We start from the raw sequence: 13,003 nt of genomic DNA on the forward strand, positions 1-13,003 counted from the left end.
CGTGGACTGAATTAATCATCGTCGTCATCGCCTTCGTCGTCATCGTCGTCGTCGTCATCGGCTGCCCGGCCTTTGGGGATGCATTGGGTGTCATTCTGTTCGATGATGACTGAGCGCTTTATGCCATTGCCATCGCGGGTTTTGAGATCGAAGAAAAGGACCGGCTTTGCCAGCGGTCGGAAAGCGCCCAGGCTCGGGACCGACAGAATTTCGTGCTTTTCTATTTTCACTACTTGCTGTCCGCGAGCGGAGAGCCTGGTTATTACGGCCTTGAGTGTCGTTGGAACAGCTTCTACGGCAATGGTTTCCTCGGTTTCGACGATGTTGCCATCGCCGGTGATTTCGGCTTCGATGACGCGGCCGGTCAGAGCGACTGTCACTTCGAAGATGCGGAGGTTGTGTTCGCGTTCCACTTTCACGTCTCGGATGGCGCAACCTGGATATCTGGTGTTGATCACGGCGATGGCTTGATCAGGCAGTGTGCTGGCGGTGTCTACCGCCCGGGTTGGGAGGGCCGCCGTCATGGCCAAGATGATTGCGGCCGCAAGGAACGTTTGTTTCCACTGGTGATGCATTTGTGTTCTCATGATTTGTCCTTGTTTTGGGCGCGGATGGGGAGGATGCTAACGACTTTGCCGGTATATAGTTGCTGCTCTTTGTGCGTGTATCCGCAACCTCCTTTCGGCAGTATCATTTGTGCAAGATCAAACGTGGCGACGAGATATTCACTATCAAGGAAAGGCCAGCAGTTGCAAGGACGTCCGTCCCTTAGCGAGATGAAGTTTTATCGGCTGGGTTGGCGATTCGGTTGGTTCAGAAAAAAAACATGACGCGTCGGATCAAGCCGGGCGAGGAATTCGGGCAGTGGCAGAGTCATGCCGGTATAACAGCGTGCTGCCGATGACAATCAGAGCGAGACCGGCACCAAAGATGGGCGGTTTCGCGCCCAGCACCGTACTGGCAAAAAATTCCATTCGTTCTCGTCCAGTATCGGCGGTGACGTCAATTTGTTTGACGATGATGCCCCCATCCGCTGTGAAGTCGAGCATCGCGTAGCCGAACATGCGGTTGTCGGGGTCGCGGATGACCTGGCCGCTGGAGGGCAGATGGACCAGCCGGACGCCGGCGAAGGTGCCTTCCATATATTGGTGGATGTGACCAGAGACGATCAGATCGATCTGATATCCGGCGATAATATCCCGAAAAGCGTCTGCGTCCTCAGCCGGCAGGCAATGCGAGGCTTTGGGTCGCAGGTCTACTGGCGGGATATGGCAGAGGATGACGCAGCGCCGATAACGTTCTCGTTGACTGGCGAGGGTCTGCCTGAGGAATACGCGTTGTTCTGCCGGCAGTTTTCCTGTGGCGGTGTTCAAGGCGATGAACAGGCTATCGCCATAACTCCAGTAATAGTAGTCCTGTCCGAAGAACCGGCGCCAGCTTTCCAGAGAATTGAGCGGCCCGAGATCATGGTTTCCGGGAATGGCCCAGAAGGGACACTTTATTTCTTCGTGCAACTCCGCCACCACATGACCGTATTCGGTTTCTCGGGCAAACTCCATCAGGTCACCGGTGCAAATCGCAAAATCCGCATTGTTGCCGATGGCGCGAACGACCGCTTCCATTGAGTCGACTCTGGCGCCAAAGTCACCGAAAGCAGCCAGGCGGAAACTGGTTGTTGCTGGCTGCAACTCGCGGCCGGCAGGGGGGAGAAAGGGCGGCAGATTAGTCGAGAACACGATGCCGGCGATGTAGCAGGCCAGGCATAAGCCGGTCCCCGCGATCAGCAGCGCCACGGCCGCCATGCGGCGCGGCAGCCGTGGTTTTGCGTCGCGGCCTGCGATCTTGGTTTCAGATTTGGTCATAGGTTTTCCTTCGGTTGCAGGTGTAACGCAGTCACTGGTGCAGGCATCCGGGGATGCACGTCAGGGCTAAGCCGGTCAAGGCCAAGCTGATGTCGCAGGGACGCGCTTTGGTAGAGGGCAATACAATTGGCCGGATTGGTTTTGGTTTTGGCTGCCATCTGTGTAAATGGCGTTGTCAAGGCCCATGTTTCACATGCGAGCCGACGGACCGGCTCAAGAAGAGTCAGGTTGCCTGTTTTCTGCTCAAGAAGAGCGAGGGTCTGGAAAGTGCCCAACGGCGCCCGGCCTTCTCCCTTGGGCAGATTGAGCACGTCGAGGCCGAAGAACTGGCTTTCGTAGGACCATCCCAGCAGGCTGAAGATGGTGGGTGCCACGTCGATCTGACTGCAGACGGTGTCTACGCTCCGGGGGGGGACCCGCCCCGGGGCGTAAAAGAGTAGCGGGATGTGGTATTTGTCCAAGGGCAGTTTTTGCCGTCCGGCGGTGCTGTGGCAGTGGTCGGCGACAATCACAAACAAGGTATTGGCAAACCAGTCCCTGGTAGCTGCGTCGTCGATATAAGCTCCCAGGGCGTGATCGCTGTAACGGACAGCGGAAGAACGGCGTTTTTGGGGAGAGTCAATTGCCCCTTCCGGGAAAGTGTATGGTCGATGGTTTGACGTGGTCATGATCAGCTGATGAAAGGGCCTGCCGGCGGCATGGTCGGCGTCTGCGGCGCGGAGCGCCCACTGGAACATGTCGCCGTCACAAACACCCCAGGCGGTGGCGAACGTTTGCGGCGTGGCGTTTGGCGAGGACCGGTCCAGAATGTCGTAGCCATTGGCTGAGTAGAATGCGTTCATGTCGTCGAAGCGCCCGTAGCCGCCATAGACGAAAGTGGTGGTATAGCCCCGTTCGCGGAAGAGCCTGCCGAGGGAAAACAAGTCGCCATTGTCCGGCCGCCTGAGCATAGACTGCCCGGGTGTGGGGGGAATGGAGAGAGTGATGGCTTCAAGGCCGCGCACGGTTCTGGTGCCGGTGGCGAAGCAACGGGTCAAGAGCAATCCCTGGTCGGCGAGGCGGTCGACGTTGGGGGTGAGAGCTTTTCCACCCAGGCAGCCGGTGAAACTGGCGCTGAGGCTTTCTTCGACAATGACCACGACATTCCACCGTTTTTCCGGTCCGGGGTTGGCGATATGGCGCCGGATATCCAGCGGTTCGTCGCTGATGAAGGCGGCATTTGGCTCGGTCAGGCAGTGGCGCAGGCGCGGGCCGATTTCCGCCAAGGGTATTTTGCGGTAGAATTGATTATAGTCCAATTGGTTCTGATGGTAGGCTGCAAACAGAGAGTGGATACCGTTACCGGCCAGTTCCGCATTGCAGGCGTTGCCGTTTTGGAAAATGGCGGTTTGATTGGTGAAGGTGAACGCAAGGATGACGACTGCAGCGAGGTGAACGGCGGCGGCCGACCAGCGCGCGTGCGAGCTTGTTGACGAATTCTGCCAAGGCATCAGCAAGCCGCCACGCTGAAATCCCCAGGTCAGCAAGGCGGCGGCGGAAATAACCGCGGTCAAAAGCCAGAGGATGGGGTATGATTCCCAGATATTGGTCAGGACTTCCGTGGTGTAGATCAGGTAATCAATGGCAATGAAATTGAAGCGGGCGGCGAATTCGCCCCAGAAGACACATTCAGCCAGCAGGAGAAAGAGTTGCGCCGCCAGTGCAAGGAGAATGATTCCGGACATTGCCCGGCGGTGTCCGGGGCGTGCAAACAGACGTTGTGGAATGCCAGCCAGCCAGAGCGTCAGGGGCAAGGTGACGTACACGGACACTACCAGGTCGTTAATCAGCCCGGGAAACAAGATTTCGGCCCAGCCCAATCCGGTCATGTTGGCTTCGCCTCTTGCCATAGCCATTAACACCAGGCGGGTTACGGTGAAAAAAAACAGACTGGAGACGGCCAGCATGACGCTTCCGCCCAGGCGATGTCCGGTGAGGATATGCCAAAGAAGTTGGGGGCGTCTGGGGTCGCGATGGGCTGGTTTTTCTGTCATTGGGCCGGCTGGTATAATGCCAGTGGGAATGGGCGTGGGGTCATGATCAGCGCACAGGCAACCGATGATCAGCATTTTTACGATTTTTGCACAAGGCATGGGCAATTCCTTCCTGGCAGCAGCTCTTGGCGGCATGGGCCCTTCAGTTTGCAATGAATCGGAACATATCGTGTTGGGCCTGCTGCAATTGACTGGCGTTGACCCGATAGAAATCATCCTGATCACGGCAGGTTTGATCCTGCAACGTGGTGATTTTCCGGCTGAAATAGCTTCCTTTGGTTCCCACGGGCAGCAGTATTTTGTGGGTTGAGTTGATAAAGGCGGCTGTCTCCCAGCCGCAAACGACCATGTGGGATCGGTGGTATTCCGGCGAGAAGAGATTGCCGCCCACTGAGAAGTCTTCAGGTGGATTGACAACGCCCAGCAGTGGTGCCAGGGAAGGGACGATGTCGGTATGATGGCTCATGCCGGTGTAAACCGACGGGGCGACGCCTGGGGCGCAAATGACCAGTGGAACCCGTATCTGCTCCTGGACAAACGTCGAATTATGCCCGAGAAAGCCCTTTTCGTAGAATTCCTCGCCGTGGTCGCCGGTGATTACCACGATGGTATTGTCCAGCAGTCCGGGGGTGTTTGACAGGGTTGTGAAAAGGCGGGCGAGTTGGTTGTCGATATGATGGGCCGCGTTGACATCCCGGTTGTAAAGCTGGCGGGCGTCTTTCGCCGATACGGTGGCGTAGTTGATCTTATCCAGGTAATTCGGCGTTAGCGCCTGCTCGGTGGGGAAGGTGTAGGGGGCGTGGGTGGATTCAAAAAAACCGAAGAGGAAAAAAGGTCGGTTTTGGTCACGGGAGTCTAGGAAGGCAACAGCCTGATCAACCAAGCGGATATCCCGTTCCCATGCTTTCCCGGTATCCATTTCATGCAAAGCGGCGGACGGCAGGGCGGCAAAAATCGTCCGGTCGAATTCCGGGTAGGTGAAGCGGGCGGACGTCAGGCAGAGAAATTGGTAGTTGTCATCAAGCAGCCAGTCCATCAGCAAAGGGCCGCGTTGGCTGTGAAGGAATTTATCCCAGCAATTTCCATATAGCGCGTAGAACATACTGAACATCCCGGGGCGGGTGCCGTGTCCGCCGCTGTAGTGTTCTTGAAAACGACAGCCCTTTTGGGCAAATTCCCAGGTTGCTGGCATGATTTCAGGCGCGAGGAGGTCTGCTCGCAGCGATTCACCGACCAGCCAGATGATATTTGGGTGACTGCGCTGCTGCCGGCGGTCAATGGGCAGGAGCGGATAACTGACCCGAGCGAGGTTACCGTTTTTCTGTGAAAAGCGTGGGAAGTCAGACCGTTTCGGTTCTTTCATGCCCATTTTACGCAGAAAGCGGCGCATGCGCATAGTTGGCGCGTGGGGAAACGCACTTATTGAGCACAGCACGTCTTGGTTGAGCCGGAAATCAGCGAAGCCGGTGCAAAACAAGGAGAACAGCAGCGCGGTTCCTGTCAACAGCGGGAATGCCCAACGCATCGTCTTGGCCGGCAGAAGCGCCGCCAGGCGGCGGCAGCGTGCCGATTTGATGCTGAAAAAGAACAGGCCGCAATGGCAAACCAGCAACAGGCCCAGGCCGGCGCCGGCGGCGAGCAGGGAGTTAGCTTCGAGTCCCATGGATTCGAAGCCGCCGGGGGTTGTCAGTAGATTGACGACCAGCCCGTTGAGATGATAGCCGAATTTGACGAGGATGACGGCATCGACCAAGAGGAGAAGATGCGCCAGAAAGCCCAGCAGGACGACCAGAATCCTGCCGGTCCAGATGAATAGCGGAGAAGACGTGCCCGTTTTGTAGCGGGAAGTGAGGAAGGCTGCCAGAAAAGCCGGGGTCAGGACGATGCCGGTATAGGCCAGCCAGGTGGTGGTCAGATAGATGAACCGGAAAAGTCCGGTTCCTCCGTCATTGCGTAAAGCAAACCAGCTAGTCAGAGGCAGGGTAAGCAAGTACAACCAGAGGCAGTAGGTGAAGAGGGTGGGGCGTTTTTCCCGCATAGCGTGATTTCCTTTCGCAGTAAGTAATGCAACACAACTAATCCGTTATGCCGTTTACTATCGCGAAGGGAAATCACGCTAAGGTTGCCTCATCATTACCATTCTGTAATGTTGATGGTTGGTGGAGAAAATAGTGGGCGTTTTTCCGCAGCGGTTGCGGACAAACGCCAAATCCTTTTGGCGGGCATGCGCAGCAGTTTTGTGCGTCCCGGGGGTGTTGTGTACTGGCGGCGGGCGCAATCGTCATGGCGGGTCGTTATTGAAGAATTGGCGGGCGTAGGTGAGAATGGCCTGTTCATAGGCGGCGCTGCAGTCTGGGTCGTGCCAGAGCATGTGGTCCGAGTGTGGGAAGCGAATTACTTGGTGGGGCACGCCGTGTGCCGTCAGTGCCGTGCTGAGCTTGTCGCAATGCGGTGGGCGGACGAGTTCATCGCGATTGCCGTAGGCGAGGATGGTCGGGGGGCTATCGGGGCCGATATGCGCCAGTGGCGAGATGGCGTTGATGGCGGCTTCGGCATCGGCGTGGCCGGCACGGATCATGTCCTCGGTGACGGGCTTGCCGGTGGCCATGGAGACGAACCAGGAGAGCATGCGGGTGTCGTCTCCCCAGCAATCCGGGTGGAAGTCGGCCGGGCCGGTTTGCTGGCAGACAAAGGCGATGGGCAGAGGCGCTTGCGCTCCCCGCGAGTAGGCGTAGAGCATCGCCAAGTGGCCGCCGGCGGAGACGCCGGAGATGGCGATTTGCCGGGTGGGATAGCCCAATTCGGCCGTCTTGGTTTTGATATGCGCGATGCAAGCGTCGATGTCGTCGAGCATAGTGAAAATGGTGATTCCCGGCGCGTCAGCACCGCCGAAACGGGGCATCTGGTGTTTGCGACCCTGCATACCAACGACGTGACCCAAAGCATTGATCGCGTGGTCGATGTTTTTCCCTCCGAACGGCAGGACCAAGTGCGGGCACAGCTGGCGTCGTGCCTGGCGGCGGTGATCTCGCAACGGCTGTTGCCCCGCAAGGGCGATGCCGGCGGACGCATCGCCGCTTTCGAAGTGCTGCTGGGAACCATCGCGGTCAGAGCGATGATCCGCGACAAGAAGACCCACCAGCTGCTCGGGCTGATGGAAACGGCCTCCCGCGATGGCATGATTACCATGGAACGGGCACTCAAAAATCTCTTCGAGGCGGGGAAAATCACCCGCGAGACGCTTCTGGCCATGCAGCCCGCCGGGCAGGACTTTCTTAAGATGTGAATGGCCGCGCTGCAAGGTGGCCGCTGTTTTTTCAACGCGTAAGGATGTAGGCATCAGCAAGGAGTACAGGACCGATGGCTTTTATTGAATGTCATTTTCATTCGGATGTGCTGGGGCGGGCGATGGCGATGAATGTCATTGTGCCACAAAAGGCGAAGACGCAGATCGGCATGACCAGCGCGGGCAATGGCCGCAAGGACTATCCAGTGCTGTACCTGCTGCATGGCCTGAGCGATGATCATAGCATCTGGGCGCGGCGGACGTCCATTGAGCGCTACGCGGCCGCCTACGAGGTGGTCATCGTCATGCCCAATGGCGACCGCGGTTTCTACACGGACATGGTCACGGGCCACCGTTACTGGACCATGCTGTCGGAGGAGCTGCCGGGGACCGTCGCCAATCTGTTTCCGGTCAGCAGCCGACGGGAAGACACGTTTGCCGCCGGGCTGTCCATGGGCGGCTACGGCGCCCTGAAGCTGGCGCTGCGGCGGCCAGACCGCTTTGCCGGCGCGGTTGCGCTGTCGGCCGTCGCCGATGTGCGCGAGTGGGTCGAAAAAGTCAACCAGAGCGACGAAGTGCAGTGGATTTTCGGCGGCGCCGACGAGCTTATTCCGCGCGGCAATGATCTCTTCGCGCTGGCGGACAACGCGGTGACGGCGCCCGCGCCGCCGCGCCTCATGATGGTCTGCGGCACCGAAGACCGGCTCTACCAGGGGAATATCCGCCTCAGAGATCACCTGCAGGCACTCAAATGGCCCGAGCTGCAGTACCGCGAAGAACCCGGTAACCACGAGTGGGGCTTCTGGGACAAGTGGATCAAAGAAGGACTCAAATTCCTCCTGGGCTGAGTACGCGAGGGACTTTTTTTTATCCTGTCCGGGTAAGGGCAGGGAATCCTTTCCGGCAGGAATTGTCATCGGTCGCTGCGTCTCAGGCAGATGCTTTTTGCGCAAAATGCAAATCCGATTTGGATTTTGCGCAAGGGGAGGGCTATTGTGTAGTAACCATCAGGAGACGAGTCATGATAGAAAGAAAAATTACGCCTCACTTACTGGCAATGGCACGCTATTTTCCGGTTGTGACCATCATGGGGCCCAGGCAGTCTGGGAAGACGACCTTGGCAAGGCAAATATTTCCAAATCACAGGTATGTGAATTTGGAGGACAAAACCGCGCGTGAGATCGCAACGAGTGACCCCAAGGCGTTCTTTGAACTGTACAAAGCTCCGGTTGTTGTCGACGAGGTTCAACGAGTCCCGGAATTGCTGAGTACGATTCAAGTCCTTGCCGATGAAACCCGCGAAAGAGGTCTTTTCATTTTGACTGGTTCTCATCAGCCAAAATTGCATGCGCAGATATCACAATCTCTTGCCGGACGTACCGGAATATTGCAGTTGCTCCCGCTGTCGATAGAGGAACTATCCAATGCGGGCATTTCCCTGTCGCGCGACGAATATCTCTTCAATGGCTTCATGCCTCGGTTGTATGATGAGAATATACCTCCGACAATGCTTTATCCGGCCTATTATGCAACCTATGTGGAACGTGATGTGCGTCAGCTGATCAACGTTTCGGATCAACACTCCTTTGAGAAGTTCCTGAAATTGTTGGCCGGACGCATTGGACAAGTCGTCAATCTCAGCGATCTCTCTGGCGACATTGGTATTTCAGCGACGACGTTGAGTTCATGGCTGTCCGTTTTGGAAGCAAGTTATATTGTTTTTCGCTTGCCGTGTTACTTCAACAATTTCGGCAAACGGCTCATCAAGGCTCCCAAAATTTTCTTCACAGATGTCGGCCTTGCCGCTTCTTTGCTCGGAATCGAAAAAGTGTCGCAAATTGCCCGCGATCCCCTACTTGGCGGCTTGTTCGAAAATATGGTTATTATGGAAGCACTAAAAGCACGTTACAATGCAGGAAAACAACAGCCTGAGCTTTATTATTTCCGTGTACAAGGACGGAATGAAGTCGATCTTCTTCTGAACGATAATCGCCAGTTGACTCCGGTTGAAATCAAAGCTGGAATGACTTTCGATCCATCGTTTGCCAACGACCTTAGAAAATTTCTTTCCTTTGCTAAAGATTGCGTGAATCCCACGGTTCTTTATTCTGGGGATACGACCACAACCATCCATGGTGTAAAATTTGATAGTTTCAAAAACACCTACCAACTCTTTGGCTCGTGATTGCCCCGCACAGTCCTGCAGTCGTCCCCTTTTTTCGGCGCCGAATCCCTGTCAAATCGGCAAAAAAGCCGTGCTATGGGAATTCGGCCCGCAGATGATTTTCTGGATAGGCCGGGGGACTCTTTTCTCACGCAAAGGCGCGAAGGCGAGAGACGTTTTTTTATCCGCAGATGGCGCCGATGAACGCAGATTTTTTAAGGCAGCTAGGAGGGCTTCTTTTTTCTGATTGGTCGGTCTGGTCGGCTTCTTTTATTGCGGATGGATCGGACGGATCGGACGGATCGGACGGATCGGACGGATCGGACGGATCCGACTACTGATCGGTCCGATCGGTCTGATCCGTCCGAGACAAAAGACGAAAAAGAGGAAAAAGACGCCGGTGGGCAAGCGCGGATTTGTCGGGGCGGACCTGTGTGTCCGCCCCATGGTAGTGGTGTCTGGTGGGTCTGTTGGCATCAGCGAGGAGAGCAAGACCGATGGCTTTCATGGAATGTCGTTTTCATTCGGATGTGCTGGGTCGGGCGATGGCGATGAATGTCATTGTGCCACAGCAGGCGAAGACGCAGATCGGCATGAGCAGCGCGGGCAGCGGCCGCAAGGACTATCCGGTGCTGTATCTGCTGCATGGGATGATGGGCGATTACTGCAGCTGGATGCGGCAGTCGTCCATCGAGCGCTACGCGGCCGCCTACGACGTGGTCGTGGTCATGCCCAATGGCGAGCGCGGTTTCTACACGGACATGGTCACGGGGCATCGCTACTGGACCATGCTGTCGGAGGAGCTGCCGGGGATCGTCGCCAATCTGTTTCCGGTCAGCAGCCGCCGCGAAGACACGTTTGCCGCCGGGCTGTCCATGGGCGGCTACGGCGCCCTGAAGCTGGCGCTGCGGCGGCCGGACCGCTATGCCGGCGCGGTCGCACTGTCAGCCGTCGCCGATCTGCGCGAGAGATTCGCCAACCCGCCCCCACGAGACGAAACGCGGTGGCTCTTCGGTAGTGCCGACGAGCTTATTCCGCGCGGCAATGATCTCTTCGCGCTGGCGGAGAACGCGGTGAAGGCGCCCGCGCCGCCACGCCTCATGATGGTCTGCGGCACCGAGGACCGGCTCTACCCGGGGAATGTCCGCCTCAGAGATCACCTGCAGGCGTTGAAATGGCCTGACCTGCAGTACCGTGAAGAGCCCGGGAACCACGAGTGGGGTTTCTGGGACAAGTGGATCAAAGAAGGACTCAAATTCCTCATGGGGTAAGTTTTTTCTATCCACAGATTTCTTTTATCCACAGATTACGCAGATTAACGCAGATTATTTCTCACGCGAAGGCGCGAAGGCGCGAAGAAGACAAAGGCAAGGAAGAATGGCAGCGTGTCTTGCCGCTGCGCGGCAATTCACGCCGCCGGCTTTAAGGCGCTATTATTGCCTCACGTGTCGTCGGGGTGGTCGTTCCGTGGCCCACGGCTTGCCGTGGGCGTTTTTGTCTCACGCGAAGGCGCGAAGGAGCGAAGAAGAGATGGGCTCTTTTTTCTCACGCGAAGGCGCGAAGGCGCGAAGAAGACAAAGGCAAGGAAGAATGGCAGCGTGTCTTGCCGCTGCGCGGCACGACACGACGCCGGCTATAGGCGGTCAAGGTAGCAGCGGCGCGGTTGGGCTATTGGCGTTTGCCGGGGTCTTTTTTGTCCTTAGCCCACCAGGGGGCAGCGGAATGGCTCGGGGGTGTTTGCCGGGGGCCTTTGTCGCCAGCCGTGCGTTTGTTACGGCGCTGGTCTGGGCGGTCCGAGCGGTCTGGACGGTCGGGGCGTTGTTCTGGAGTGCGTTCTGACCACTGGGCGGCGTTGCCGGCGGCGTCGAGCCGGGAGCGACCGGCGCGGCGCGGCGTCGGGGTGGCGTCGGGGCTGGGCTGACTGGCATCGGCGGGCCGCCGTTGCCAAGCGGGGCGGGCATTGCCGGTGCGTGGGGGACGGTCGCCGTAGGGGGCATTGCCGGTGCGTGGTGGGCGGTCGCCGTAGGGGGCCTGGCCGGAGCGTGGTGGACGGTCGCCGTAGGGGGCTTGGCCGGAGCGTGGGGGGCGGTCGCCGTAGGGGGCATTGCCGGTGCGTGGTGGGCGGTCGCCGGAGGCAGGTTTGTTACCGTATGCGGGTTTCCCAGTGCGTGGGGTTTTGTCGCTGAAAGGGGCTTGGCCGCTGTGGGCTGGTTTGCCTGAGCGTGGTGCCTTTCCGGCGTGGGCGGGTTTGCTTGCGTGAGGTGCTTTACCGGCGTGAGGTGCCATATCGGCTTGGGGTGTATGTGGTGCGCTGCTGGTGGCCGTGTCGTCGTCCTGTTCATCGATATCGGCTGGGCCGCGGTTGCGGGTGGGTGCGACGGTGTTCGGGCAGCGTTTTGTGATGGCCTGCATGGCGAGTTGGGCGGTAGCGAAGGCCGCGTGCAGATTGTAGCCGCCGGTGGGGCCATCGACGTCCATGACTTCGCCGGCGAAGAAGAGCCCGGGGACGCGTTTTGATTCCATGGTGGCCGGGTCGATGTCGTCCATGCTGACGCCGCCGACGGTGACGATGGCTTCTTTGAGGGGACGGACGGCGGTCAAGGCGATGGGCATGGCTTTGAGACTGGCGGCGAGATCGGTGGCGACGTCCTGTTTGCGGAGGGCGGTGTTACCACCGAGGGCCGCAGCGAGGCCGGCGGCGAGCGCTTCGTCGATGCCGAGTTGTTTGACGAGGGTTGCGAGCTGGCCATCGCAGCGGGGCGTGAGTGCGGTGATTTTGGCTGCCAGGCCGGCAGGCGACTGAGTGGGGAAGAGGTCCATGGTGATGACGCAGTCGCGGAGATTCTGGCGGGCGATGATGCGGGTGGTGTCGAAGACGGCGCTGCCGCGGAGGCAGGCGTTGCCGCAGAGGACATTGCCCTCGACGCTGGCGACGTCCTCGCCGTCGCAGCTCAGCTGCAGGCGGACGAAGGGCAGGGCGACTTCGGCGGCGCCGGCGGCGGGTGTGAGCCATGCGTCGGCGACGTCCATACCGGCCAGGCCGGCGCGGAAAGGCGTGACGCTGTGGCCGAGCTCGCCGGCGATACGCTGGCCATCGCCGACACTGCCTGTTTTGGGGTAAGAGACGCCGCCGGTGGCAATGAGGACCATGTGTGAGCGCAGGGTGACTCGGTCGCAGGTGACGACGAAGCCGCCGGCGGGATCGGCGCTGATGCTGTTGACCGGGCAGTTGAGTACCAGCGGCACGCCGGTGTCGCGCAGGCGGTCGGTGAAGCAGTGGAGGACATCGTCAGCTTTTTCCGTTTTGGGGTAGATGCGGTCGCGATTGAGGCTGGTGGGCATGCCGGCGGCGGCGAACCAGGTGCGCAGGCGCGCCGGTGGGAAAACCGTCAGGGCGTCACGCAGGAAAGCACCGACGGGGTCGCCGTAGGCCTTGGCCATATCGGCGGTTGTGCCGCCGTGGCTGATGTTGCAGCGGTTGTTGCCGCAGAGGAGGAGCTTCAGGCCGGCGCGGTGGCGGCGTTCGAGGATGACGGCGGCGATGCCGGCTTCACCGGCAACGGCGCCGGCCATCAGACCGGCAGCGCCGGCGCCGACAATGATCAGATCGGTATTCATCAAGGGTATTCCTGGGCTGGGTGGTAGGCGGTGGGGATTG

At 58.8% G+C, this 13,003-nt stretch carries 10 protein-coding genes; 4 read left to right on the forward strand and 6 right to left on the reverse strand.

What is annotated here, in order from left to right:
• Positions 1-11: 11 nt before the first annotated feature.
• The 5 genes from J3R75_RS12460 to J3R75_RS12480 all read right to left on the reverse strand — a co-directional run bounded on the left by J3R75_RS12460 (position 12) and on the right by J3R75_RS12480 (position 6,749).
• Positions 12-587 (reverse strand): hypothetical protein, encoded by a 576-nt coding sequence (locus tag J3R75_RS12460; RefSeq protein ID WP_307261993.1) that lies wholly within the window; start codon positions 585-587, stop codon positions 12-14.
• Between the two features lie 252 nt (positions 588-839).
• Positions 840-1,862 (reverse strand): metallophosphoesterase family protein, encoded by a 1,023-nt coding sequence (locus tag J3R75_RS12465; RefSeq protein WP_307261997.1) that lies wholly within the window; start codon positions 1,860-1,862, stop codon positions 840-842.
• Complete coding sequence (locus tag J3R75_RS12470; protein ID WP_307261999.1) at positions 1,859-3,730, reverse strand: LTA synthase family protein; 1,872 nt, start codon at positions 3,728-3,730, stop codon at positions 1,859-1,861. The genes J3R75_RS12465 and J3R75_RS12470 overlap by 4 nt, the downstream gene beginning before the upstream one ends.
• Before the next feature lie 307 nt (positions 3,731-4,037).
• The gene (locus J3R75_RS12475; RefSeq protein ID WP_307262001.1) at positions 4,038-5,933 is read right to left on the reverse strand and encodes a sulfatase-like hydrolase/transferase; all 1,896 of its coding nucleotides are present in this window, start codon (positions 5,931-5,933) and stop codon (positions 4,038-4,040) included.
• Positions 5,934-6,176: 243 nt separating this feature from the next.
• Positions 6,177-6,749, reverse strand: a complete 573-nt coding sequence (locus J3R75_RS12480; RefSeq protein ID WP_307262002.1) for an alpha/beta hydrolase — start codon at positions 6,747-6,749, stop codon at positions 6,177-6,179.
• Between J3R75_RS12480 and J3R75_RS12485 the strand changes: the two genes are divergently transcribed.
• The 4 genes from J3R75_RS12485 (at position 6,717) to J3R75_RS12500 (ending at position 10,616) form a co-directional block, all read left to right on the forward strand.
• Positions 6,717-7,181, forward strand: a complete 465-nt coding sequence (locus J3R75_RS12485) for an ATPase, T2SS/T4P/T4SS family (RefSeq protein ID WP_307262004.1) — start codon at positions 6,717-6,719, stop codon at positions 7,179-7,181. The genes J3R75_RS12480 and J3R75_RS12485 overlap by 33 nt on opposite strands.
• A 74-nt stretch (positions 7,182-7,255) precedes the next feature.
• Entirely contained in the window at positions 7,256-8,029 is a 774-nt protein-coding gene (locus tag J3R75_RS12490) for an alpha/beta hydrolase (protein ID WP_307262006.1), read from the forward strand.
• Positions 8,030-8,202: 173 nt separating this feature from the next.
• Entirely contained in the window at positions 8,203-9,366 is a 1,164-nt protein-coding gene (locus J3R75_RS12495; RefSeq protein WP_307262008.1) for an ATP-binding protein, read from the forward strand.
• Between the two features lie 476 nt (positions 9,367-9,842).
• Positions 9,843-10,616 carry an alpha/beta hydrolase gene (locus J3R75_RS12500; protein ID WP_307262010.1) on the forward strand — a complete coding sequence of 258 codons (774 nt, stop codon included), beginning with the start codon at positions 9,843-9,845 and terminating at the stop codon, positions 10,614-10,616.
• A 397-nt stretch (positions 10,617-11,013) separates the two neighbouring features.
• On the opposite strand, the gene J3R75_RS12505 is transcribed toward J3R75_RS12500, so the two are convergent.
• Complete coding sequence (locus J3R75_RS12505; RefSeq protein WP_307262012.1) at positions 11,014-12,963, reverse strand: aminoacetone oxidase family FAD-binding enzyme; 1,950 nt, start codon at positions 12,961-12,963, stop codon at positions 11,014-11,016.
• Between the last annotated feature and the right edge of the window lie 40 nt (positions 12,964-13,003).

Origin of the sequence: Oligosphaera ethanolica, from assembly GCF_030814695.1 — a bacterium.
GTDB lineage: Bacteria > Verrucomicrobiota > Lentisphaeria > Oligosphaerales > Oligosphaeraceae > Oligosphaera > Oligosphaera ethanolica.